Consider the following 23,930-nt stretch of genomic DNA (forward strand, 5'->3'; position numbering starts at 1 on the left):
CTTTTTTTTAGGCTACCGATATCAGCAGCGTTAATCAGTATTCATTACATGACATTATTTTACTAGCATACACATTCAGCTACATCTAGCCAGCAATCAACGTTATAGCAAACGATTCGTACTATTGATTCGTACTATTCTCGGCTTTTTGATGCTTTCGCATCTTGGTGAAGTTGATGTTTACCTTCATCAAAGCCTACCGCATCCGCACCGTTCGCCTCAAACCAAGATAGCGTAGCGTGGAGCGACACAACACTGCCAATAATCACTAATGAAGGTGGCTTAATCACACCCTGTCGAAATGCCTCGGGCAACTGTTGCAAAGAACCAATATGCGTACGTTGGTGCTGTGTTGTCCCCTGCTCAATCAGCGCCAAAGGTGTGTTGGGTGCAAGTCCGTGGTCTATCAACGCCTGACAAATGGCCTCTAAATTACTCAACCCCATATAAAACACTAAGGTTTGGCCAGAGCAAGTTAACGCTTGCCAGTCAAGTTTGCACTCTCCATGCTGCAAGTGGCCCGTTACAAAGCGAACCGACTGCGCATGATCTCGGTGTGTTAGCGGTATGCCCGCATAGGCTGCACAGCCAGATGCCGCAGTAATACCTGGAATGACTTCTACCACCACTTTTTCAGCTACCAGGGTCTCGAGTTCTTCCCCTCCACGGCCAAAGATAAAAGGGTCTCCCCCCTTGAGGCGCACAACTCGCTTACCTTGCTTAGCCCAAGTAACCAGCGTTTGATTGATTTCAGTTTGAGGAACACTGTGTGACGACTTCGCCTTACCAACATAAAATCGTTCGGCCTGTGGCCCAATCAAGGCTAACACTTCATCACTAACGAGCCGATCGTAGAGCACCACGTCTGCTGTCAGAAGTCGCTTGTAAGCTTTCAACGTCAATAACTCTGGGTCACCTGGGCCGGCACCAACCAAACTCACTAAACCCCCACTCAATTCGTGAGCACTAGCCGAAGAGTCCGGCGAAGAAATAGTGGCCTCCTTTGCAGTGACCTCTTTTGTTGCGTTCAAAAAAATACCTCAATAATAGAAAACAATTCAATATGCCGAAAGCAATAGCTTCCGCCTGTTTAGGGCCAATATTTCAACAGGAGTTTCTCAAACGCTTTAATAACTCTAAGCTATATATAAATACTATTTAATTTGAAAAAAACTCGATTTGTAAGCGATAGCTTACATATTAGTGACGCTTTTAAGGCTAATCTTTACGATTAATTTTTATTTGGCATATCCTTTGGAGCTTCACGCATGCCCGTGAATAATATAGTCCCAGTACTGCAGAGTGCTGACAGCCTTATATCCCGAATACCCGGGGTTATTTTTCAATTCTATCGAACACATTGCGGCCGTATGCACTTTCCTTATCTTGAAGGAGGAGGCGAAGCGCTAGTGCACATCGACAGGCAACAACTAGCGCATGATGCTGGTCAACTCATTGAACATTTAACCGGTTGTGATTATCCCAAAATAATGTCTTCCATTGAGCGCTCTGCACGCTGGATGCTACCGCTGACCACCCGCTTCCGACTCCCCTTCCCAAAAGGAAACCCACACTGGATTGCGGTGAGCGCTAACCCCTCCCCATTACCCAATGGTGTACGCTGGGACGGCATCATGATGGATATCTCTGATCAAGTCGCTGAAGAAGAACGCCTAAGAAAGCTCAGCAACACCGACCCTTTGACGGGATTACCCAACCGCCGCAAACTTATGATGCATTTAACGCATCTAACCTCGCTAAGCACCCGGCACGGGACACCGCTGTCTATCATGATGGTAGATATTGATCATTTTAAACAACTCAATGATCGCTGGGGGCATTTACAGGGCGATAGCGTACTCGAACAACTTGCTGTTCACACTCAGAAGCTCTTGCGCTGCGAAGATATGGTGGCAAGGCTTGGCGGAGAAGAGTTTATGGTCGTGTTGCCGCTTACACCGCTGCAACAATGCCATAAACTTGCTGACCGGCTCCGGCATGCCATCGCAAACTACGATTTTGGAATTGGTACAGGCAACGTGACTATAAGTATCGGTATCGCCGAGTTTCGCTGCGGCGAGCCACTAGTCAGCTTAATTAAACGTGCTGATCAAGCGCTATACGGTGCGAAAGAAATTGGTCGCGACTGTGTATGCCATCTACCCTGATAAGAGCGATGTTTATAAAAGCGATGTCTATAAGAACAATGTCTATAAGAGTATGTTTATAAAAGCAATATTAAAAGGAGACAATCCATGACAACGCTTGCTCAAACAGTCTGCGAACCCTGCAGTAGCAATGCCATACCGCTGACTTATAGTGCATGCAAACCTCATCTTGAAGCGCTTTCAGAGTGGCAGATTGTCGACCACGATGGCATTATGAAGCTGACGAGACAATTTACGTTTCGCAATTTTGTCGATGCCTTGGCATTTACCCAGCGCGTTGGCAATATAGCAGAGCAGGCTGGGCACCACCCCGTCATTGTTACAGAATGGGGTAAAACCACTGTGACGTGGTGGTCCCATTCAATAAAGGGCCTGCATCTTAACGATTTCATTCTAGCCGCCAGAACCGACGAGGTAGCCGAATAAATGTTTGAGCAAATTGAGCGAGTCCCAGGAGATGCCATTCTCGGGCTGATCGAAGCTTTCAAAAAAGACACCAATCCCCAGAAAGTCGATTTAGGGGTTGGTGTATACCGCGATGCAAATGGCAATACGCCGATCATGCGCGCTGTCAAGGAAGCAGAAGCTCGTCTGCTCAAGAATGAAACCACCAAGACTTATATTGGCTCTCACGGTGCCCCTGCTTACGGTGAAGCTTTACTGCCTATGGTATTAGGTGCAGATTCTTCCGTACTTAAAGCTAACCGAGCGAGCGCTACCCAGTCTCCCGGTGGAACTGGTGCACTGCGCTTAGCAGCTGACTTCATTGCCAACCAGCTTCCTGGAAAAGGAATCTGGGTCTCTGATCCTACTTGGCCAAACCATCACGGCATTTTCACTGCTGCCGGCGTGGAGCTACACAAATACCCCTACGTTGATGCTGACAACCGCCTTGATTTCGATGGCATGTTAGCAGCCCTGAAAAAGATTCCTGAAGGCGACGTCGTTGTGCTTCACGCCTGCTGCCACAACCCGACAGGTTTTGATCTATCTAAAGATCAATGGCAAGAAGTGATGGCGGTACTAAGCGAACGCAAACTGCTGCCCCTGGTTGACTTCGCCTATCAGGGCTTCGGGGAAGGTTTAGACGAAGACGCCTATGGTGTTCGTCTGCTGGCCGAGAACCTTGATGAAGTCATCATTACCAGTTCCTGCTCGAAAAACTTTGGCATCTACTGCGAACGCACTGGCTGCTTGATCCTGATTGCAAAAGACGCCGAGCAGATGGAAAACGTACGCTCTCAAGCGGCGATTGTTGCCCGTGAGAACTACTCTAATCCTCCTGCCCACGGCGGTGCAATTGTCAGCGAAATTCTTCACGACGCCGAACTGTCTGCGATGTGGCATGAAGAGCTAACCGAAATGCGTGATCGCATCAACACACTGCGCCGCGATTTTGTTGAGGCCCTCAAGCCGTATGGCCTTGACCAAAAGTACGCATGCGTAGCAGAACAGCGTGGCATGTTCTCTTACACCGGCTTAACACCGGAGCAAGTTGATCGCCTACGTGACGAGTTTGGTATTTATATGGTGCGCTCTGGCCGCGCTAACGTTGCTGGCTTCTCCCATGAGAATCTCCCATATCTGGCTAAAGCCATCGCTGCCGTCAACGAATAATGCCAAACAGTTAATGATGTTATTAGTGTTAACTGCAAAAACGCCCAGACATATCGTCTGGGCGTTTTTGTTGATGGATTGATGTTAAGCAACTGAACACACAAGCAATTGTTATGTACAATTACGCGCTTGCCGCCAGAGCCTGGGGCGCCCGTGCGGCGTTCGCTGCAACGCGACGCTTGACCGATTAGTCAAATATTCGGCACACTCAGCATCGCCTTGTATACAACACACCATAACTAAGAGGCCTATCATGGCGGCTGCCGGCACTCACTACCCGTGGTACAAAAAAGAAGATACCGACGCGTTTTTCGCGTTGTTTCAAAACAATATTGCCAACTTTGTCATTATCGCAATCACCATGCTTGGTATGGGGTTCCCCACCTCCATTGTCTACGGGCAGGTGTTACCTGGTGCTGCGGTGGCTGTTATGGCAGGCAACTTTTATTACGCATGGAGTGCTGCAAGGCTCGCGCGGAAAGAAAACCGCAGTGATGTCACCGCACTCTCCTACGGCATTTCTACCCCAGTTATGTTCGTATTTCTATTCGGCGTATTGCTTCCCGCCAAGCAGTTGACCGGTGATGCAGAATTAGCCTGGAAAGTTGCTGTGGCCGCCTGCTTTATCAGCGGTGCGATTGAAGCATTGATTAGTGTTATTGGTCGCTGGGTTCAGTATCACCTTCCACGCGCCGCAATGCTCGGTGCCGTTGCGGGCGTAGCGCTGACCTTTATTGCCGGTGAAATGTTGTTTAAAACCTTAGAAATGCCGGTGGTAGGCCTCCTAGTATTAGGCATCATCATTGTTGGCTTAGTCGCACGCGTCAGCATGCCATTTAAGCTCCCGACATCGCTGTTTGCCATTGTGATTGGTACTGCTATGGCTTATTTGATTGGCGATGCGGGCAGCGAGCGCTTTAGCGATGCATTTACGCATCTAGGGTTCTATCCTTTGCTACCTAATTTGGCATGGTATGAAGGGCTCGGCTTACTATTTACCGGCATGTTGGCTGTGCTTACCGTGGTGCTTCCCATCACACTGTATAACGCCATTGAAACAATGAACAACGTCGAAGCGATGGAAGCCGCTGGCGATAAGTACGATGTACGCGAATGCCAAGCAGTGGATGGGGCAGGCACCATGATCGGCGCCCTGTTTGGCGGCGTATTTCCAACAACGGTCTATATCGCAACAGTAGGCGCGAAATGGATGGGCGCAGGTAGAGGCTACAGCATTCTAAACGGGGCGGTTTATGCGCTCGCCACTATGTTTGGTCTGATCGCTGCCTTAGCGGCTATTATTCCGGTATCGGTAGTAGCCCCTATCTTGGTATTTGTCGGCATGTCGATGATTGCCACTGCGTTTCAAGCAAACGACACCCGCTACTATCCGGCCATTGCGCTGGCGATGCTACCCTACTTCGCCAACTATGTGATGACGCGCTTCAACCGAGGCGCCGGTGATGTCGTCAGCGATATTTCCAGTGCCATTGTTGTCATGGGGCAAGGTGCGATGTTTATGGCCATTTTTCTAGGCGCAATGACCGTGTCGGTGATCGATCATCAGTTCCGGCGGGCAGCCGCGTTTGCCGCTATCGCCGCAGGCTTCTCTTTCGTGGGACTGATGCACGCTCCTAAGCTCGCCTTAAACGCAGCGCCTGAATTTGTCATGGGCTATTTGGGCATGGCGCTACTGTTTATGTATTTCTCCTTCCAGGAAGCCCCAAAGAAACATTAAGCTGCATTACTTACTAAACCCCGCCTGCCGATGTGGGCGGGACAAAATGCGCCTAAGCACTACCCATGCAAAAATGCCCGCCAACACGTTACCCACGGCTGCGCCAGCGGCTAAACCCGTCCAGCCAAATAGATGCGCTCCCAACCACAAGCAAGGTAGATAACAAATAAACAATCGCGCACTCGAAAGCAGCATAGCCCTTAGGGGCCAGCCAAGCGCGTTACCTGCAGAAACCACCAGCATACAGACACCCAGCGCGGCATAACTAGGCAACAAAAAACGAATAAGAAGTGCAAGTTCACTTTGCACCTCCTGGTTCCCGGCCAACGCCATGGCTACCCACGGTGAAGCCAGTGCCAGCAACACACCCAAACTGAGCTGCCATATCACCGCGACGCTTACTGCCAAGCGCACTAACTGCTGAATCTGCCCCCAGTCACCTGCACCATAGCAACGTCCAAGCCATGGTGGCAGTGACATCGTCAACGCCAATATCACCATCAATGATAGTGTTTCAAGACGGCTGGCAAGCCCCCATGCCGCGACTTGGGTGTCCCCCAAACCAGCAACAGCCGTAATTGCTAGCATCGCGGCCAATGGCGGCATCAATTGGCTAACCATCGCGGGAGCGGCAATACCAGCAAAAGGCCGCCATGAGCGTCCGGCTTCTTGCCAAATTGCGGTATTCGTCGTCCATTGTCGACGCGTTAGTTTAATACTGCTGAATAAAAGCCCGACCGAAAAAGCAATGGCGGTCGCCCACGCCGCGCCGGGCAGCCCCCACCCTTGCCAAGAACCAACACCAAAAATAAACAGCGGGTCCAAGCCTAAGTTGATAAGGCTGCTGAGCACCATCATCTTGCCTGGCAACCGTGTATCGCCGTGGGCGCGAAACACGCTATAGATAAAATAGAGCAGCGCGCCGAGCCAAGCTGACAATAGCTGAGGCCCCCAATAGGCGCGAATATAGACCAACGCATTATCATCGGCGCCTATTAGGCTAAATATTGGCACTTGAAGAAACCAAAGTGCTACTACCAACACACCAATAACAAGCCCACCAGCAATCAGCACCAAGCTGCTTAGCCGCTTTGCTCTAACGTCCTCTCCAGCCCCTAACGCGCGTGAAATGAGCGCCGCAATCGCGATCCCCATTCCCACCTGAATGCCAATAATTAGAAATGACAAAGGAAAAGTGAATGATTGGGCGGCCAAGGGCGCTGTTCCCAAACGGGCTATAAAAGCACTATCTACAAGCTGAAAACCCAATAACGCCAGCACCCCAATGGCCATTGGCCACGTTTGACGCCATAAGGTTATTGCCAACTCGCGTTGCTGCATAACGACTACTGCCAAAGAAAACCTCTCAGAAAAAGTGTGTAGCGCTACACGCTACGTCATTAAGGAAACCTTCTATTCGACTAGATGGGTGCAGCCTGCAATAAGTCCCAACGCAAAAGCGCCATCACCCGTGAAAAGATGATGGCGCTTTCCTGAATGCGCTAGTTTACTGACGAATGCCTTCAAACGTCACGTAAAGCTCCAGCTCATGCATGGATTCTGGGAAATCACTCATATCGATACCGAAGTCACCCAGCGTCAGCATAGCACTACCTTCAAAGCCTGCACGGTAGTTGCCCCAGGGGTCGTCGCCTTCGCCCATTAAAGTAACAGGCATTTCAATTTCTTGTGTCTCACCGTGAAGCGTTAACTCGCCGGTTACGACACCTTGATTATCACCAGTTGGTTCAAAACCCGTTGAAGTAAACGTTGCCGTAGGATACTCGCTGGCATCAAGAAAGTCGCTGCTCAAGAAGTGACGATCCCGCTCGGCATGGTTTGTGTTCAGGCTACTCACCTGCACTTCCATTTCGACAGAAGAGGCTTCTAAATCTTCTGGGTCATAAGAGAATTGACCATCAAATTCTTCGAAAGCACCTAAAATATAAGAGAAACCAAGGTGACTAATTTTAAATTGAACAAAGGAATGCTGACCTTCAATATCAATTTGATAGTCTGCTGCTTGCGCTTGGCTGAACGTTACTAGCGAAGCGGCGGCGATTGCAGTAGCAAAAGCGGTTTTCTTTAACATCGTGGAAATCTCCTTTCTTTTCCTAAAAACACTGCGATTAAACTACCTACGCAGTGGACAAAAAATTCCGTTATCGCTTTTGGCTATGAGCAGGATTAACCATTCGCACGAGCGTTGAATGACGATCCCACCAATGATGCTTCATCGCGGCTAGGGCGTGCCCAGCGGCCAATACGATAAGTGTCAAAGCACTATACCAGTGAACATCGCCCGCTAGACTGGCTTGGTTGGGAAGCCCGTGCAGCAGCGCAGGCACTTCAAACCAACCGAATACGCTAATACCGCGCCCGTTGGCGGTAGAAATCAAATAGCCACTCACAAGAACCAACAACAACAAAACATAAAACATTAAATGGCCAGCATGGGCGGCTAAACGTTCAAAGCGACTCCCTTGCGCATCGGGGGTCGGCTGAATAAGCCGCCATCCTAAACGAGCAAAGGTAACAATTAACAGCAAGATACCTATGGATCGATGCACCCATGGCGCTTGGTTATACCAAGTATCGTAGTAGCCAAGATCTGTCATCCACCAGCCTAAAACAAACAGCCCAACAATCGTTAGTGCACTTAACCAGTGAAGCGCGATACTAATGACTCCCCAACCACTCCGAGTGTTCCGCCACATCCTTGATTTCCTCATTCTTTACGGCGATAGAACATGTCTACCGTAAGCAATCTTCCTATAGAGCATACCGCCTAAATGATCGAAACACCGCTGAAAAAAGCAGGACACACCATTCGTAATAATCGTTTGTGGTAGGAGTTTCGTTAGATCACCGCCATCCAAACAGGCAACAAAAAACCGGCCACGGATGGCCGGCTTGTCAAATGACAGCTTAATCGTTCAGCTAGCCGCCAAAGTATCTAACCCACAGGCAAGATCGCGCTGAATATCAGCTTGGCTTTCCAGTCCTACCGCGACGCGGATTAACCCTGGTGTTATGCCCGCGGCTTCTTTCTGCGCATCCGAAAGACGCCCATGCGTTGTGGTGGCAGGATGGGTAATCGTAGTTTTAACATCCCCTAAGTTACCCGTAATAGACAACATCTTGGTGGCATCAATCACCTGCCAAGCGCCCGTTTGGCCACCTTTCACTTCGAAGCCTAGCACGGCACCAAACCCTTGTTGCTGATGCTTGGCAAGCGCATGCTGCGGGTGCGTTTCCAGGCCACTATAGTACACTTTATTAACAGCTGGATGCTGATCTAGCCAACGTGCTAAGGTCAGCGCATTTTCGCAATGGGCTTTCATACGCAGCGATAAGGTTTCAAGACCCTTGGTAAAAATCCACGCATTGAAAGGGCTAAGGCAAGGCCCACAGGTGCGCACCACCCCAAACACTTCTTCTAACACATCGTGTTTACCAACAACTGCTCCGCCAACAGCACGTCCCTGGCCATCCAAATACTTCGTTGCGGAATGGATGACCAAATCGGCCCCTAGTGCAATTGGCCGCTGAAGCGCGGGTGTTAAAAAGCAGTTATCAATCGCTAAAAATGCGCCGCTCCGTTTAGCCAGTTCGGCTAATGCTGGAATATCGGCAACTTCCGATAATGGGTTGGAAGGCGTCTCCGCAAACAGCAGTTTAGTGTTTGGGCCGATAGCCTGTTCCCAGGCAGAAACATTAGACAACTCGACATAGCGAGTCGTGATGCCAAATTTGCCCAAGTACTTGTCAAACAAACTAACGGTAGAACCAAATAGCGAGCGTGATGCAACGATTTCATCGCCAGCACTTAACAGCCCCAATGCCGTCGACAAAATAGCCGACATACCCGAACTCGTCGCCACACACCGTTCGCCACCTTCAAGCGCCGCCAAACGTCGCTCGAATGTATGAACGGTGGGGTTAGTAAAGCGCGAGTAGACATTGCCCGGCTCTTGTCCCCCAAACTTGCGTGCGGCCTCAGCCGCGCTTTCGTAAACAAAGCTTGAGGTGGGAAAAATGGGCTCGGCGTGCTCTTGCTCAAACGTACGGTGATGGCCCGCGCGAATAGCAAGGGTCTCTAACGACCACTCATCCTGGTGACTATCATCATGCATGGCTGAGCACCTTGTTGAAAACGTCAATATAAATCGTAATACAAGCCGTCAATACGCGGCGCTAGTCATCAAGATCGTCATCATCCTGGTTATGCATATCGACTAACGCATGGTCGCCCGCACTTTGGTCTTTCGCCGCGTCATTTCGGCTTGCTTCAAGTACCGCCAAATAGGCATCGTCAATATCACCAGTCACGTAGTTGCCGTCGAATACAGAGCAATCAAACTCTTCCATTTCAGGGTTCACATCACGGCAAGCCGCTTTCAAATCTTCTATATCTTGATAGAAAATTCGATCCGCACCAATCAGTTGACCAACCTCTTCTTCTGTGCGGCCGTGGGCGATCAGCTCAGTCGCCGCTGGCATATCAATGCCATAAACATTGGGGTAACGAACGGGCGGCGCTGCAGAAGCAAAATACACTTTACGAGCACCCGCATCGCGAGCCATCTGAATAATCTGCTTACAGGTGGTTCCGCGGACAATCGAATCATCCACCAGCAGTACATTCTTACCTTTGAACTCAACATCAATGGCGTTCAATTTTTGACGCACCGATTTTTTACGTTGCGTCTGGCCCGGCATAATAAACGTGCGGCCTATATAGCGATTTTTCATAAACCCTTCGCGATAGGTCACACCCAAATGCTGCGCCATCTCAAGAGCAGAGGTACGTGACGTATCGGGGATAGGAATAACAACATCAATATCGTGATCAGGCCACTCATTAAGAATGCGGTCACCAAGCTTGCGCCCCATTTGCATGCGCGTGCCATACACATAGGCACCATCGAGAATAGAATCAGGGCGAGCCAAGTAGACGTGCTCGAAAATGCATGAGCGCAGCACAGGTCGATCGGCACACACCTGGGTATGAATCTGCCCCTGCATATCAACAAAAATTGCTTCGCCTGGTGAAAGATCGCGCTCCAGCTCAAAGCCACCTACATCTAGCGCAACGGATTCCGAGGCAATCATCACATCCTGGCCCTCGTCGCCTTGGCGAGTACCAAAAACAACAGGACGAATACCATGCGGGTCTCGAAAAGCTACCATACCAAAACCGTTAATGATCGCGACCGCCGCGTAGCCGCCTTTGCAGCGCCGGTGCACTCTACGAACGGCGTCAAAAATATCCTCGGCTTCCAGGTGAAGGCCCTGCTTACCCAGCTCGTGGGCAAATACGTTTAGCAGCACTTCAGAGTCAGAACTGGTGTTGATGTGACGAAGGTCCGTCGAGAAAAGCTCTTGCTTTAACTGCTCGGAATTCGTCAGGTTACCATTGTGAGCAAGCGCAATACCGTAGGGCGAGTTGACATAAAACGGCTGAGACTCAGCTTCACTAGAAGAACCTGCGGTTGGATAACGTACGTGACCAATGCCAAGGTTACCTTTTAGGCGAGCCATGTGGCGGGTATGAAATACATCACGAACCAGCCCGTTACTCTTGCGCAGTAGGAAGCGTCCCTCGCTCCAAGTCATCATGCCGGCAGCGTCCTGGCCCCGATGCTGAAGTACGGTCAGAGCATCATAGATTCCCTGATTTACCGCCTGCTTGGCCAGAAGGCCCACTATACCGCACATTCAAGTTACCTCGCTTTAGTGCCATGGTTTACCGCAGCAAACCCGTACGTTCATCAAAAAAAAGTGAGCCACTCTCTATTTCTTGCCAGCAAGAGCGGGCAGTAGTAGAAAGCGGCTAACCATATTGTTAACTAAACATCACGTAGCGCTGAGCCAACCTGAGCAGCACGCTGCTCACTGACCACCATTTTCAGATGTTCGCGTAAAAGGCTGTGGAACCGGCTCTTGTTGAGCGCGGAAATCTGGTAGCGATATGTCGCGAAGCGAATCAGGCGCTTGCGGCAGCTCGCGCTCCCACTGATCTAGCTGGCTTACCGCCCAATCGCGCAGCTCAATAAATGTTGGCCGTAGCTGGGCTCCCTGCCAAGCCTGTAGCTCAGCTAGGGGCGTTAGCGTGATAAGAACAGTTGCCACCAATAAAATAACGGCGCCGCGAGCAAGCCCAAAAGCTGCGCCGGCAAAGCGATTAAGCAAGCCCATACCAACCCACTCTACCGCTGCGTGTACGAGGCGAATGACAATCCCGCAAAGTAAAATGACAGCAAAAATCACTAAAATAAATGCCAACACTAAACGCGCATCGAAACTGTCGATGACCCCGCTCATTAGATCCGCCACCGGCTCTGCCAGTACGCGCGCCACCATCAACGCGACTACCCACGCCGCCAGACCCAGTGCTTCCCTGACAAACCCACGCGTAAAACCCGCTAGCATGGAAAGTGCTAGCACCGCCAGGAACAACGCATCTATCCAAGTAAGCGCCATAGATTAATCTCTTACCCGCACTAACAGACCCTGAACATTAACACGTTGCTTAATAATCGCCATCGCAGACTCGCCGTCTTCAGACGTCGCATAAGGGCCAACATAAACAGAGGTAAGGTTGTTGTCACGTTCGCGTAGATAAGTGCTAAATCCTGCTTGGGTTAGCCGATCACTTAATCGTTGAGCGTTACCCGCTTCACCAAAGCTTCCCACTTGAACGGCCCACTCGCCTTGCGAAGAAGACGCAGGCGTAGAGGCATTCGACGATGCATTAGAAGAACTGTTACGGTTATTGGCAGCCATGAACTCAGCGATCGGATCATTTACTTCACCGCTCTGAGCATTTGAACTACTGACTTGATCTGTTTGCGGCTGTCTCGGATTGGCGTCAATTGGCACACTATTAATCGAACCATTTCCTGTACCCGCTTCACTCGAAGATGAGGATGTGGCGATAGATGGCGGCATTTCGGGAATCGGGACATCCTGGCGCGTTGCATCGACGGGCTGTTCTATAACAAACGTTGGCTGAGGGCGCTCTTCTCGGGGAGCAGGATCACTCATTAACCACGGCACGAAAATCGCCAGCAGCGCGAGTAGAATGACAATACCACTGATGCGTTCCGTTTTTCCGTATTTCATATCCCTCTCCATCAAGCTTAGCGAGCACAACGGTTAGGCCGATTAAGCTTGCGGCAGTGTCATTTCCAACAGGGCCGCAACTGTATAAAACGAGCCGGTTACTAATACTCGATCGGTCGGTGCCAGCTGTTCAGCCATTGTTTGCACACCGGCCTCTGGGGAACTGGCGCAATGATGCACATGCCCACCGAGAGACGTAATACGAGACGCTAGCTCGGCTGCTGACCGACCACGCTCACCCTCCAGTGTCACGCACACCCAATCAGTAATGCGTGGTAACAAAGCGCTAATAACACCATCAGCATCTTTGTCGTTTAACATGCCGATTAATGCCCACTGCCGACCACCCTCAGGCACACATGGGAGTCGCTTGGCCACATAAGCGGCTGCGTGTGGGTTATGCCCGACATCCAAGCACCACTGACCGATCCACTGCATACGCCCTGGCACGAGCACCTTGTTTAAAGCACGACGGCAGGCATCTTCATTTACCGCCATCCCGCTAAGTATCAGAGCCTGGAGGGCTGCTGCCGCATTATCAATCGGCAAGCCGGGATCAGGAAGATTTGTCAAAGAAATAACGTCAGCTTGACAGGTCAGCCCGCTCCAATTCCATTCAGGCTGAGTATTACCGCATAAAGGGTTGGCAGCGTCATCAGCAACAGAATGGCTAAACGCTTCACCAAGGCAGTAAACGGGTGCGTTAATTGCATTAGCAGACTCTGCTACGCTGACAGGCAGACATCGACTGCCAAGCACCGCGGGCTTTCCCGCACGAAAGACACCCGCTTTCTCTCGACCAATTTGCATAATATCAGTTCCGAGAAAGTTGGCGTGGTCCTGAGCGATGGTGGTGACGATAGCAACGTCCGCATCAATGATATTAACGGCATCTAACCGCCCACCAAGACCAACTTCGAGCAGCGCTAGGTCAAGGTTTTCCTGCGCTAGGCACCAAAGGGCGCACAGCGTTCCTGCTTCGAAATAGGTTAAACTAACAACAGGTAATTGTAGCCGCGCGTCCTCTACACGAGAAAAGCCCGTTACTAGCTGCTGGTCGTCGGCATCATCACCATTGATAGTGACACGTTCGTTGTAGCGCACTAAGTGGGGTGAAGTATAAGTACCCACACGCAAACCGTGAGCCCGCGCGACAGCATCCATCATGGCAAGAGTGGACCCCTTGCCATTGGTACCTGCCACCGTAATGACCTGCGTTGCAATCGGGCGGTTTAGCAACCCCATGCGCTTAGCGACTTCTGAAACTCGCTCAAGCCTCATATCAATCCCTACAGGGTGCAGGGTTTCAAGATGGTGCAACCATTCGGCTAAAGACCTGGGTGCCGAAGACCTGGGTGCCGAAGACCTAGAGGCCGGAGATTTAGGGGCTGAAGACTTAGACATTGCGGGTAGAATCATCACTCTTGACGGTGCTGGTTCCAATATTGTCGTTACTAAGAGTTTCAGGTGTAGCCATGTCTGCCGCATCTGCTATTGGCGCTTCATCAACCAACGGCTCGTCAACAGATGCGTTTTCACTGACACCACCTTCGGTAGGCAGAGCAATATTGTGGGTCAGTTTACGCAGTATCCCACCAACGCGATTACGCATATCATGGCGATGCACGATCATGTCTACGGTGCCGTGTTCAAGCAAAAACTCACTGCGCTGAAAGCCTTCCGGCAGCGTTTCCCGCACAGTTTGCTCAATGACACGCGGGCCGGCAAAACCAATTAAGGCATTGGGCTCGGCGATATTTAGATCGCCCAACATCGCTAGCGACGCTGATACACCACCAAATACCGGGTCCGTCAGAACGGAGATGTAAGGCACGCCCGACTGTTTAAGCTTTTCAAGCGCTGCTGACGTTTTAGCCATTTGCATCAGTGAAAACAGCGCTTCCTGCATCCGTGCACCGCCAGAGGCGGCAAAGCAGATTAGTGGAACTCGCTCTTCAAGGGCAATAGCTGCGGCGCGGACAAATTTCTCGCCCACCACTGCCCCCATTGAGCCGCCCATGAAGGTAAATTCAAAGGCCACAGCAACAACAGGCAGCCCGTCTAGCTCACCACGCATAGCGACAAGTGCATCTTTCTCGCCGGTTTCTTTTTGAGCAGCCGTCAAGCGGTCTTTGTATTTTTTAGAGTCGCGGAATTTCAACCGATCGTTAGGCTCAAGCTCAGCCGAGATTTCTTGTCGACCCTGCTTATCCAAAAACCAGTCCAAGCGTTTTCGCGCGGTCAACCGCAAATGGTGGTCGCACTTAGGACACACACTGTGATGCTTCTCGAGCTCAGGGAGATAGAGAACCGCTTCGCATTTGGGACATTTACGCCAGAGGCCATCGGGCACGCTGGCGCGACGGTCTTTACGCTGGATACGCCCCATGGAGGGCACAATCTTGTCTAACCAGCTCATATTAAAAAATTTCCGTATACGTCAATGCTTAGCAACGCCAAGCTTGATGAGTGTCGTCAATCAAATCAGTGTAGACGATGAGGGAATGCACTTAGGCATCCATCGCGGTGCGCATTTCGCCCAACACGCTTTTAAGTTGACCGGCAATGGTCTCAGGCGCGTCGACGCTTTCTGCAATGCGGTTGACTAACGCACTTCCTACAATCACACCATCAGCGACTTTCGCTACTTCGGCAGCGGTTACGCCATCGCGAATACCAAAGCCAACACAAAGCGGTAAATCGGTCATTTCACGCAATGGCGCGAGATGCTCAGCCACATCGTCAGCGTTTAGTGTAGCAGCACCGGTGACGCCTTTAAGCGAAACATAGTAGAGATAGCCCTCACCGTGGGCGCATATTGTAGCTGCACGAGCATTGGAAGTGGTAGGCGCAACCAAGAAAATCGCCGCTAAACCGCGGGCTTTTAACAGCGGGCCGAATTCGTCAGCCTCTTCAGGCGGCATATCGACTACCAGCACTCCATCGACGCCGACGCTTGCTGCTTTATCAGCAAACGTTTCATAGCCAATCCGTTCTACCGGATTGAGGTACCCCATCAGCACGATCGGTGTTTTAGTATCCACCTGGCGGAACTCAGCAACCATATCCAGCAGGTCTACCAAGCGAGTGCCCTGCTTAAGTGCACGCTCACAGGCTTTTTGAATTACCGGGCCATCAGCCATCGGGTCTGAGAACGGCACGCCAAGTTCAATAATATCCGCACCCGCTTCAACCAGAGCATGCATAAAGCCCACGGTATACTGAGGCGCTGGATCACCGGCTGTGATATAAGGAATCAGAGCCTTACGACCCTGCTCTTTTAGTTCGGAAAAACGCTGGTCAATACGGTTCATGCTAGCCCTTAAAACTCAATGCCATCAATGTTCGCAACGGTCATGATATCTTTATCACCACGACCAGAAAGGTTGACCACGATATGTTGGTCCGGGCGCATGGTAGGTGCTAGCACCTTCGCATGAGCAAGCGCATGGGCAGATTCCAACGCTGGCATAATACCCTCCATGTGCGTTAGCTCACGGAACGCTTCCAGCACCTCTTTATCGTTTGCTGCTACATAGCTAACGCGGCCAACATCTTTCCATAGCGCGTGCTCAGGGCCAACACCTGGGTAGTCAAGCCCAGCAGAAATCGAGTGAGTATCCGACACCTGCCCTGCTTCATCAGACATCAAATAGGTGCGGTTGCCGTGTAAAACACCACGTGGCGCATTCGTCGAAAGCGGCGCAGCATGTCGGCCTGTTTCGATACCATCGCCACCGGCTTCAACACCGTACATAGCCACCGCATCATCTTCGACAAAGGGGTAAAATAGGCCTAGGGCGTTAGAACCACCGCCCACACAGGCAATTAGCGCGTCTGGCAGACGCCCAATTTGTGCTAATGACTGTTGACGCGCTTCACGCCCCACCACTGAATTGAAGTCGCGCACCAGTTGCGGATAAGGGTGCGGGCCAGCCACAGTACCAATGATATAGAACGTGTTATCAACGTTGGTGACCCAGTCACGCAACGCTTCATTCATCGCGTCTTTAAGCGTACGCGTGCCCGATTCCACTGGAATTACTCGCGCACCCAGCAGGCGCATACGATAAACATTGAGCTTCTGGCGCTGAACGTCTGCTGCGCCCATATAAACGTCGCATTCAAGACCTAAGCGGGCAGCCACTGTCGCGGTGGCAACACCATGCTGGCCTGCCCCGGTTTCAGCAATAACCCTGGGCTTGCCGGTCTTTTTCGCTAGCAACGCTTGGCCAATGGTGTTGTTAACCTTATGGGCGCCGGTGTGATTCAAGTCCTCACGCTTTAACCAAATTTGCGCGCCACCTAGCGACTGAGACCATCGCTCCGCATGATAAAGCGGCGATGGACGCCCCACATAATGGGCAAGATCACGGTCAAATTCTGCCTGGAAAGCGGGATCATCACGCAGACTCAGGTAGGTCTGCTCCAACTCTTCCAGAGCAAAGCTCAGGGTTTCCGACACAAACCGGCCGCCGTAGGGGCCAAAATGACCACGGGCATCCGGCATTCGGGTCAGGTCGCTGAACTTGGTTTCAGTCGCTGAGACAGTCACAGTCATACCTCACAAGATCGCCAGAACAGGCAAACAATAAATGAACAAACAATGTGGCGTAGTTGCTTCTGAGCATGCTACGCAATGAGCTTAATGGGCGCTGCTTAAGGCCACATTTTTAACAAAAGACGCCATTAACTTGGCATCTTTAATGCCATGGGATATTTCTATACCACCAGAAACATCAACGGCATAAGGCATTACTTGGTTAACCGCTGAAACCACATTATCAGCCGACAACCCACCAGCCAGGATAACAGGTTTTTCAATAGTTGCGGGGATTCTAGACCAATCAAAGGTCTCTCCCGTCCCCCCAGGCGTTCCAGGTCGATAGGCATCTAAAAGCAATGCTTGAGCATGTGAATAATCAACCGCCGCCTGATGCAAATCGATATCGTCACGCATGCGCAGCGCTTTAATCCAAGGCCTCCCGAACTGCTCGCAGAATGCCGGTGCCTCATCACCATGAAACTGGATTAAATCCAAGTAAGGCAAACACTGCTCAATAAGTTCGGCGGGCTGATTAACAAATAACCCCACCCGTGTTACAAATGCTGGCACTTGCACAGCCAATTCTTTTAGTAATTCTGGCGTTATGCTGCGAGCGCTCTTGGGCCACATCACAAAGCCCAGCGCATCAACGCCAAGCGACGCCGCCAGCGCTACGTCCTCATGGCGGGTTAAGCCACAAAATTTGATTCGCGTGCGGGCTGAATATACCTTCATGACGACGCTTCCTTCTGCTCTAAAGGTTCCGGCTTCTTAAATGTTAACTTGCGCCTAGCAGCAATGCGCGGGTTATCCGGCAGCGCACGCTCACCGGTCCATTCACCGGTAAATGCGAGCAGATTAGGGCCTAGCGGCTCTTTGGGCAGGTCAAATCGTTCATCATAAAGTGAGTCTACAAAATGCAGGCCACACGCAGGTGCGGTGACATCACCTTTGCGGCGATTTCTCAGCGCAAGCAAACGTTCGATATGCCCTTCGTCCTGGGCTCCGCGCCCTACACTAGCCAAAGCGCCTGCAATATTGCGAATCATATGGTGCAAAAAAGCATTACCCTGAATATCAATGACCACTATTGGCCCATAGCGTTTCACTTCTACAAAGTGCATTTGCCGCCAGGGCGTTTTGGACTGGCAGCCCGCTGCACGAAAGCTGCTAAAGTCATGCTCGCCCACTAAGGCCTGTGCCGCGCGGTGCATGACGTCGGCATCTAACGGGTCTCGGCACCAGGTTACGTTGTGGCGTTCTAGCACCGGACGGCTGATTTGATTCAATAAAATATAACGATAGCGACGCCCGAGCGCACCTAGGCGGGAATGGAAGTCGTCGGACACTGGTTTCACCCAGCGCACAGCAACATCTCTGGGAAGATAGGTGTTACTGCCAAAAATCCAGGCTTTTTCAGAACGCTGAACAGGCGGATCAAAATGGATAACCTGACGCGTGGCATGAACGCCAGAGTCGGTTCGACCACTGGCATGAATACGCACTGGCGCACTGGCCACTTTCTCCAGAGCGTCTTCCACCGCTTGTTGAACAGAAGCGGCGTGCTTCAAACGCTGAAAGCCGCTAAAGCGCGTACCATCATATTCAATGCCCATTGCTAGGCGTCCCACTAGGGGCCTTGTTTCGTCAAAATGGTAAAACAGCGTCATGAAGCCACGTCACATAGAAGATAGTTAATGAGCGCCATTATCCCGACGTCGCGGCTCGAATGCCACCTCTTCGATTTCCCATTCATCTTCAGCCGCTTTTCGCTGTTGCTCTGCAGCTGCTTTAGCCGCCTCACCTTCTTGCTCAGAAGAAACATAATCCCAGGTAAAGTCTACCGTTGGCTGCATGGGAGTCTCTGCCGGCTGCTCATGAGGTTCGATAGAAGGCGGTTCATAATCAATCGTACCTGTTTGTGGCTCCTCGACGCTTTTTAAAGGCTCTGCGACGGGTTCAGGCGAGTCTAAAAAAGCGTTTTCAAGCGCCTGCTCTTCATCATCAACCTGCCCCGTCGCGTCTTGCTCATCTTGCTCTTGTTTTTCTTGATTTTGCATCTCGTTCAGCGGCGTCAACGATTCTGGTGCTGACTCGTCTTGTTCAACGGGCTCAGTCTTTTTAACAGGCTCAGTTTCAACAGTCTCTGGTTCCGGGACGCTTCGCTCTGAGGTTTGAAGTGGTACGCTAGGCTCAATGGTGTCAGCAGCGGCATCAGGTCGAGGCGTATCTGCAGGCGTATACGAAGAAGCTAGAGGAACGTCTTCCCACTGCCGTTCACGCCGCTTGCGCGACCATACTAGCGCTCCTAACAAAAGCGCCAGGACGATGCTGGCAAGCGGCCATTGATACGCCGCAAGGCGCTCTACGATAGTGTCAGAGGCGCCCTGTAAGCGATTAAGGTTAGATACCTCACCAGATGCATAATTGCCTGCATTGCTAGCCGTGAGCGCAGCACTCCCCGCCAATATCTTAGACATTTCAGTGGCTTGCTGAAGTTCACGCTGAGTAACGCTCAATGCTTGCGTTAGCGAAGCCACCTCTTGACGCAGCGTGGCTAATTCTTCATGCATTTGCTCACGCTCATCCAGTGCAGCTTGCAACCTAATCTGGCTCTCCAGTAGCTGTTCGGCTAGCGCTTGCTCTTCGACAACGGTGCCAGCATCAGGCATTTCCTGGGATTGATTAACACCCTGATCATTATCCGCGATGGCGGGCTCCTGGCTCGAATCACTTTGGATTTCAAATGTTTCTTGGGGTTCTTCAGCCACCTGCCGACTTGCGGGCTGACGCATCACCTGAATCGCCTGGGCGGCATTATTGGGCGTACGTAAGGTTATCTGCTGAAGACTGGGGACATTGAGCGTCTGGCCCGCGCGGAGTTCATTCACATTGCCAGTGGGAAAGGCGCCAGGATTAGCGTCTAAGAGCGCCATCATCATTTGTTGAATAGTGACGTCGGCTGGTTTCACCCTTGCGGCAACTCCCCACAGCGTATCGCCACTGGCTACGTAGGCAATATCGCGCACTGCTGGTGTAGTAGCGCCAGAAGTTCTAGTGGTCACTTCAGGCGTGCCAATGACCTCAACAGGGCCACCCATCGCGTATTCAGGCGGATCAAACAGCAGCGTCAAGGCGCGCGTCTGACGCCCCTCTGGTGAGGTGATCGTTAGCAACAAATCCAACCACGGCTCATGAACTGCCTGAGAAGAGCGCAGCACCAGCCGATGCCCGCCAGATTGCGCTTGAATCTGAACATTGACACTTGCCGTAAGTGGTGTCCACTCCAAACCTAGCGCCTGAAACGCCGATTCACTTGCCACATCAACACGTAAGTCACTCAGCGCGAAACGCTCGCTTTGCTGAAGTGGCACAGTTGCTTCAAGCGGCGCATCTAACGGGGAATTCACCGTTGCTTGGCCCAAGCTGAGAGCCAACGCTGGCGGGCTAACCGCACTAAGCAGTAGCCACAACAACCCTGCCAACTTCTTTTTCATTCACGCCTCTGCTGTCTTTTGTTGTTAGCGTCACGTTCATACAAACGAATCAGGCCACAACATCATCGAGTAGTCCGTTTTACCACATGCCGACTACCACCATCTATCTAATGATCTATCTCCACTAATTCATCACAACGCATGAGTCAATTTGAGCATACAAAAACGGGAAGCTGCGGACAGCTTCCCGTTTATTTTCAACGCTTATACTAAATGCAAGGCTTGCTTACTGCTCGCGCAGGATTTTCAACATACGCTTAAGCGGCTCGGCAGCCCCCCATAACAACTGATCGCCCACACTGAATGCAGACAAATACTCGCCGCCCATATTAAGTTTGCGTAAGCGACCAACCGGTACCTGCAGCGTGCCAGTCACAGCAGAGGGCGTTAGCCCAGCAATCGTCGCGTCCTTGTCATTCGGGATCAGCTTGACCCACTCGTTATGCTTGGCGATACGATCTTCGATCTCATCAAGCGGCACATCTTGCTTCAGCTTGATAGTGAATGCTTGGCTGTGAGAGCGCATTGCGCCAATGCGCACGCAAAGGCCATCGATAGGAATCGGATTGTTTTCAAGACCTAAAATCTTGTTGGTCTCAACGCTGCCTTTCCACTCTTCCCGGCTTTGGCCGTTATCAAGTTTAGTATCAATCCATGGCAACAGGCTACCCGCTAGCGGTGCACCGAAGTTATCCGTGGGGAAGTCACCGCTGCGCATGGCGGCAGTCACTTTACGGTCGATGTCTAGAATCGCGCTAGAGGTATCCTTAAGCTCCTCACCCACACTGTCGCGCAGTTGACCCATTTGGTTCAGCAGTTCGCGCATGTGTTTAGCGCCTGAACCGGAAGCTGCTTGGTAGGTCATGGAAGTCATCCACTCGACCATGTCAGCTTCAAACAAGCCACCCAGGCCCATCAGCATTAAGCTGACTGTGCAGTTACCGCCAACAAAGGTTTTAGCACCCTTCGCTAGCTGGGCATCAATCACCTTGCGGTTAACCGGATCTAGCACGATAGTGGCGTCGTCTTCCATACGCAGCGTGCTGGCAGCATCGATCCAATAGCCTTTCCAGCCCGCCTCGCGCAAATCTTTGTAAACCGGCTTGGTGTAATCGCCGCCTTGACAGGTCACTACCACGTCCAGTGCTTTCAACGCATCGATGTCGAACGCATCTTTTAGCGGAGGCACGTCCACGCCGATATCGGGGCCTGGCTGACCAACTTGGGAGGTGGTGAAAAATACCGGCTCAATGCCGCTAAAATCACCATCTTCCTGCATGCGCTGCATCAGCACTGAGCCAACCATGCCACGCCATCCCACGAAACCGACTTTCAACATGTATAGTCCTCCAGCTAAGAATAGAATTCGTATTATACACAAATATTAGAGACGACGTCGGCCACCCCAGGGTGGCCGACCGCTAATGCCTTTCAGCATCAGTTAGTTAGCGTTCTCTATACATAATTTAATAATTCGCGAACGCTGCCAACACTGCATCGCCCATCTCAGCAGTAGATACGCGGCGCGTTCCCTCTGAGGCGATATCAGCAGTACGCAAACCATCATCCAACACGCTGCCCACAGCAGCTTCAATGCGCTCAGCCATAGCGGTTTCATTTAGTGAATAGCGCAACATCATCGCGACAGAAAGCATCATCGCCAGCGGGTTAGCAATATTTTGCCCAGCGATATCCGGCGCGCTGCCGTGGCAAGGCTCGTACATGCCCTGTCCGCTTTCGTTTAGTGACGCTGACGGCAACATACCAATAGAGCCAGTAAGCATAGCAGCGGCATCAGAAAGAATATCGCCAAACATGTTGCCCGTCACTACCACATCAAACTGTTTCGGCGCACGCACCAGCTGCATGGCGGCGTTATCCACATACATGTGGGAAAGCTCAACATCCGGATATTCCGGTGCCAAACGCTCCATCACTTCACGCCACAAAATAGTGACTTCCAGTACGTTGGCTTTATCGACCGAGCACAGCTTTTTGCTGCGCTTCTGGGCCATTTCAAAGGCGACGCGGCCAATGCGCTCAATTTCGCTTTCAGAATAGATGTACGTGTTAAAGCCTACCCGCTCGCCGTTACGCTCTTCAATACCACGCGGTTGGCCGAAATAAATACCACCGGTAAGCTCACGGACAATCATAATATCCAACCCAGCAACTAGCTCCGGCTTCAAGCTAGAGGCGCTAGCCAACTGCGGATAAAGCATGGCCGGGCGTAGGTTACCGAACAAACCCAAATTTTTACGCAGACCTAACAGGCCTTTTTCTGGACGCTTGGAAAGATCTTCAAGCTTGTCCCACTTAGGGCCACCCACGGCTCCCAGCAAAATAGCGCTGGCCGCTTTCGCTTTTTCAAGCGTTTCAGTAGGTAATGGCTCACCGTGAACATCGTAGGCAGAGCCACCAACAAGACCTTCTTCAACCTCGATATCCAAACCAGCTTCCTGGCAGGCCTTCAGCAGGCGAGCCGCCTGGGCCGCAATTTCAGGGCCAATACCATCACCCGGCAGCAGTAATACCTTATGAGTCATGCAATATCCTTAGCATTTCAAACGTTAAAGGTGAATTAACACTTACGCAGGCTGACGGAACAACCACGGACGTTGCTGGCGATGCTTTTCTTCAAACGTGCGAATAGCATCTTCGTCCTGCAGCGTAATACCAATATCGTCCAAGCCATTCAGCAGGCAGTGCTTACGGAACTCGTCGACCTCAAACTCGAGGATTTCTCCACCGGGCGTGATCACCCGCTGATTTTCAAGATCAATGTCGAGTTGATAGCCTTCACGGCTTTCCACTTCCGCAAACAGACGGTCAACGACGTTTTCTTCCAACGTAATGAGCAGGATGCCGTTTTTGAAGGCGTTATTGTAAAAGATATCGGCAAAACTTGGCGCGATCACCGCTTTAAAACCAAAATCTTCCAGTGCCCAAGGGGCATGCTCGCGGGAACTACCACAGCCAAAGTTGCGGCGCGCCAGCAGCACTTCAGCGCCTTGGTAACGCGGCTGGTTCAACACAAAATCAGGGTTCAGCGGGCGCTGCGAACAGTCTTGTCCCGGCTGGCCTTCATCCAAATAGCGCAGTTCATCAAACAGGTTTACGCCAAAGCCAGTGCGCTTTATCGACTTCAAAAACTGCTTAGGAATAATCAGATCGGTATCGACGTTAGCACGATCAAGCGGCGCTACAATTCCTTCTAAACGTTCAAACTTTTTCAT

General features: G+C 51.4%; 22 protein-coding genes. 4 read left to right on the top strand and 18 right to left on the bottom strand.

Translation table 11 applies throughout. From position 1 onward, the window contains the following. Window positions 1-134 precede the first annotated feature (134 nt). On the bottom strand, window positions 135-941 hold the full coding sequence (gene cobA / locus ELY33_RS04275; RefSeq protein WP_126944793.1) for a uroporphyrinogen-III C-methyltransferase: 807 nt from the start codon (window positions 939-941) through the stop codon (window positions 135-137). Window positions 942-1,268: 327 nt separating this feature from the next. On the opposite strand from cobA, the gene ELY33_RS04280 reads away from it, so the two are divergent. The 4 genes from ELY33_RS04280 (at window position 1,269) to ELY33_RS04295 (ending at window position 5,523) form a co-directional block, all read left to right on the top strand. Beyond that, window positions 1,269-2,168 carry a GGDEF domain-containing protein gene (locus ELY33_RS04280; RefSeq protein ID WP_126944451.1) on the top strand — a complete coding sequence of 300 codons (900 nt, stop codon included), beginning with the start codon at window positions 1,269-1,271 and terminating at the stop codon, window positions 2,166-2,168. 87 nt (window positions 2,169-2,255) lie between these two features. Beyond that, complete coding sequence (locus ELY33_RS04285; RefSeq protein WP_126944454.1) at window positions 2,256-2,594, top strand: 4a-hydroxytetrahydrobiopterin dehydratase; 339 nt, start codon at window positions 2,256-2,258, stop codon at window positions 2,592-2,594. Beyond that, a complete protein-coding gene (locus ELY33_RS04290; RefSeq protein WP_126944457.1) occupies window positions 2,595-3,785 on the top strand; it encodes an amino acid aminotransferase in 1,191 nt (396 codons plus the stop codon). Between the two features lie 253 nt (window positions 3,786-4,038). Beyond that, window positions 4,039-5,523 (top strand): NCS2 family permease, encoded by a 1,485-nt coding sequence (locus ELY33_RS04295; protein ID WP_126944460.1) that lies wholly within the window; start codon window positions 4,039-4,041, stop codon window positions 5,521-5,523. A 6-nt stretch (window positions 5,524-5,529) separates the two neighbouring features. On the opposite strand, the gene ELY33_RS04300 is transcribed toward ELY33_RS04295, so the two are convergent. From ELY33_RS04300 to leuD, 17 genes are all read right to left on the bottom strand, one after another. Further along, window positions 5,530-6,864 carry an MATE family efflux transporter gene (locus ELY33_RS04300; RefSeq protein ID WP_126944796.1) on the bottom strand — a complete coding sequence of 445 codons (1,335 nt, stop codon included), beginning with the start codon at window positions 6,862-6,864 and terminating at the stop codon, window positions 5,530-5,532. 166 nt (window positions 6,865-7,030) lie between these two features. Beyond that, window positions 7,031-7,615, bottom strand: coding sequence for a YceI family protein (locus ELY33_RS04305; protein WP_126944463.1), 585 nt, complete (start codon window positions 7,613-7,615; stop codon window positions 7,031-7,033). A 70-nt stretch (window positions 7,616-7,685) separates the two neighbouring features. Continuing rightward, a complete protein-coding gene (locus ELY33_RS04310) occupies window positions 7,686-8,240 on the bottom strand; it encodes a cytochrome b (protein ID WP_126944466.1) in 555 nt (184 codons plus the stop codon). A 219-nt stretch (window positions 8,241-8,459) separates the two neighbouring features. Further along, entirely contained in the window at window positions 8,460-9,659 is a 1,200-nt protein-coding gene (locus tag ELY33_RS04315; protein WP_126944469.1) for an O-succinylhomoserine sulfhydrylase, read from the bottom strand. Between the two features lie 61 nt (window positions 9,660-9,720). Continuing rightward, window positions 9,721-11,244 carry an amidophosphoribosyltransferase gene (purF, locus tag ELY33_RS04320; RefSeq protein WP_126944472.1) on the bottom strand — a complete coding sequence of 508 codons (1,524 nt, stop codon included), beginning with the start codon at window positions 11,242-11,244 and terminating at the stop codon, window positions 9,721-9,723. Between the two features lie 174 nt (window positions 11,245-11,418). After that, window positions 11,419-12,009: a CvpA family protein gene (locus tag ELY33_RS04325; RefSeq protein WP_126944475.1), complete on the bottom strand. Its 591-nt coding sequence runs from the start codon at window positions 12,007-12,009 to the stop codon at window positions 11,419-11,421. A gap of 3 nt (window positions 12,010-12,012) precedes the next feature. After that, complete coding sequence (locus ELY33_RS04330) at window positions 12,013-12,651, bottom strand: SPOR domain-containing protein (protein WP_126944478.1); 639 nt, start codon at window positions 12,649-12,651, stop codon at window positions 12,013-12,015. A 42-nt stretch (window positions 12,652-12,693) separates the two neighbouring features. Further along, window positions 12,694-14,055, bottom strand: a complete 1,362-nt coding sequence (folC, locus tag ELY33_RS04335; RefSeq protein WP_126944481.1) for a bifunctional tetrahydrofolate synthase/dihydrofolate synthase — start codon at window positions 14,053-14,055, stop codon at window positions 12,694-12,696. After that, complete coding sequence (accD, locus tag ELY33_RS04340; protein ID WP_126944484.1) at window positions 14,048-15,070, bottom strand: acetyl-CoA carboxylase, carboxyltransferase subunit beta; 1,023 nt, start codon at window positions 15,068-15,070, stop codon at window positions 14,048-14,050. The genes folC and accD overlap by 8 nt, the downstream gene beginning before the upstream one ends. A gap of 91 nt (window positions 15,071-15,161) precedes the next feature. Then, window positions 15,162-15,965, bottom strand: a complete 804-nt coding sequence (trpA, locus tag ELY33_RS04345) for a tryptophan synthase subunit alpha (protein WP_126944487.1) — start codon at window positions 15,963-15,965, stop codon at window positions 15,162-15,164. A gap of 8 nt (window positions 15,966-15,973) precedes the next feature. Next, a complete protein-coding gene (gene trpB, locus ELY33_RS04350) occupies window positions 15,974-17,212 on the bottom strand; it encodes a tryptophan synthase subunit beta (RefSeq protein WP_126944490.1) in 1,239 nt (412 codons plus the stop codon). 84 nt (window positions 17,213-17,296) lie between these two features. Continuing rightward, on the bottom strand, window positions 17,297-17,932 hold the full coding sequence (locus ELY33_RS04355) for a phosphoribosylanthranilate isomerase (RefSeq protein WP_126944493.1): 636 nt from the start codon (window positions 17,930-17,932) through the stop codon (window positions 17,297-17,299). Then, window positions 17,929-18,867 (bottom strand): tRNA pseudouridine(38-40) synthase TruA, encoded by a 939-nt coding sequence (truA, locus tag ELY33_RS04360; protein WP_126944496.1) that lies wholly within the window; start codon window positions 18,865-18,867, stop codon window positions 17,929-17,931. Before truA ends, ELY33_RS04355 begins: the two co-directional genes overlap by 4 nt. Before the next feature lie 24 nt (window positions 18,868-18,891). Beyond that, entirely contained in the window at window positions 18,892-20,694 is a 1,803-nt protein-coding gene (locus tag ELY33_RS04365) for a type IV pilus assembly protein FimV (protein WP_126944499.1), read from the bottom strand. 226 nt (window positions 20,695-20,920) lie between these two features. Further along, the gene (gene asd / locus ELY33_RS04370) at window positions 20,921-22,033 is read right to left on the bottom strand and encodes an aspartate-semialdehyde dehydrogenase (RefSeq protein ID WP_126944507.1); all 1,113 of its coding nucleotides are present in this window, start codon (window positions 22,031-22,033) and stop codon (window positions 20,921-20,923) included. A gap of 127 nt (window positions 22,034-22,160) precedes the next feature. Further along, entirely contained in the window at window positions 22,161-23,240 is a 1,080-nt protein-coding gene (gene leuB, locus ELY33_RS04375) for a 3-isopropylmalate dehydrogenase (RefSeq protein WP_126944510.1), read from the bottom strand. 42 nt (window positions 23,241-23,282) lie between these two features. Continuing rightward, on the bottom strand, window positions 23,283-23,930 hold the full coding sequence (gene leuD / locus ELY33_RS04380; protein ID WP_126944513.1) for a 3-isopropylmalate dehydratase small subunit: 648 nt from the start codon (window positions 23,928-23,930) through the stop codon (window positions 23,283-23,285).

The sequence above is a fragment of the Vreelandella andesensis genome (assembly GCF_003989795.1).
Taxonomy (GTDB): Bacteria; Pseudomonadota; Gammaproteobacteria; order Pseudomonadales; family Halomonadaceae; genus Vreelandella; species Vreelandella andesensis.

What these genes read in the sequence shown, in the direction of transcription:
- ELY33_RS04280 (WP_126944451.1), top strand. Translation starts at nt 1,269, where the DNA reads ATGCCCGTGAATAATATAGTCCCAGTACTGCAGAGTGCTGACAGCCTT.
- ELY33_RS04285 (WP_126944454.1), top strand. Translation starts at nt 2,256, where the DNA reads ATGACAACGCTTGCTCAAACAGTCTGCGAACCCTGCAGTAGCAATGCC.
- ELY33_RS04290 (WP_126944457.1), top strand. Translation starts at nt 2,595, where the DNA reads ATGTTTGAGCAAATTGAGCGAGTCCCAGGAGATGCCATTCTCGGGCTG.
- ELY33_RS04295 (WP_126944460.1), top strand. Translation starts at nt 4,039, where the DNA reads ATGGCGGCTGCCGGCACTCACTACCCGTGGTACAAAAAAGAAGATACC.
- ELY33_RS04300 (WP_126944796.1), bottom strand. Translation starts at nt 6,864, where the DNA reads ATGCAGCAACGCGAGTTGGCAATAACCTTATGGCGTCAAACGTGGCCA.
- ELY33_RS04305 (WP_126944463.1), bottom strand. Translation starts at nt 7,615, where the DNA reads ATGTTAAAGAAAACCGCTTTTGCTACTGCAATCGCCGCCGCTTCGCTA.
- ELY33_RS04310 (WP_126944466.1), bottom strand. Translation starts at nt 8,240, where the DNA reads ATGTGGCGGAACACTCGGAGTGGTTGGGGAGTCATTAGTATCGCGCTT.
- ELY33_RS04315 (WP_126944469.1), bottom strand. Translation starts at nt 9,659, where the DNA reads ATGCATGATGATAGTCACCAGGATGAGTGGTCGTTAGAGACCCTTGCT.
- purF (WP_126944472.1), bottom strand. Translation starts at nt 11,244, where the DNA reads ATGTGCGGTATAGTGGGCCTTCTGGCCAAGCAGGCGGTAAATCAGGGA.
- ELY33_RS04325 (WP_126944475.1), bottom strand. Translation starts at nt 12,009, where the DNA reads ATGGCGCTTACTTGGATAGATGCGTTGTTCCTGGCGGTGCTAGCACTT.
- ELY33_RS04330 (WP_126944478.1), bottom strand. Translation starts at nt 12,651, where the DNA reads ATGAAATACGGAAAAACGGAACGCATCAGTGGTATTGTCATTCTACTC.
- folC (WP_126944481.1), bottom strand. Translation starts at nt 14,055, where the DNA reads ATGTCTAAGTCTTCAGCCCCTAAATCTCCGGCCTCTAGGTCTTCGGCA.
- accD (WP_126944484.1), bottom strand. Translation starts at nt 15,070, where the DNA reads ATGAGCTGGTTAGACAAGATTGTGCCCTCCATGGGGCGTATCCAGCGT.
- trpA (WP_126944487.1), bottom strand. Translation starts at nt 15,965, where the DNA reads ATGAACCGTATTGACCAGCGTTTTTCCGAACTAAAAGAGCAGGGTCGT.
- trpB (WP_126944490.1), bottom strand. Translation starts at nt 17,212, where the DNA reads ATGACTGTGACTGTCTCAGCGACTGAAACCAAGTTCAGCGACCTGACC.
- ELY33_RS04355 (WP_126944493.1), bottom strand. Translation starts at nt 17,932, where the DNA reads ATGAAGGTATATTCAGCCCGCACGCGAATCAAATTTTGTGGCTTAACC.
- truA (WP_126944496.1), bottom strand. Translation starts at nt 18,867, where the DNA reads ATGACGCTGTTTTACCATTTTGACGAAACAAGGCCCCTAGTGGGACGC.
- ELY33_RS04365 (WP_126944499.1), bottom strand. Translation starts at nt 20,694, where the DNA reads ATGAAAAAGAAGTTGGCAGGGTTGTTGTGGCTACTGCTTAGTGCGGTT.
- asd (WP_126944507.1), bottom strand. Translation starts at nt 22,033, where the DNA reads ATGTTGAAAGTCGGTTTCGTGGGATGGCGTGGCATGGTTGGCTCAGTG.
- leuB (WP_126944510.1), bottom strand. Translation starts at nt 23,240, where the DNA reads ATGACTCATAAGGTATTACTGCTGCCGGGTGATGGTATTGGCCCTGAA.
- leuD (WP_126944513.1), bottom strand. Translation starts at nt 23,930, where the DNA reads ATGAAAAAGTTTGAACGTTTAGAAGGAATTGTAGCGCCGCTTGATCGT.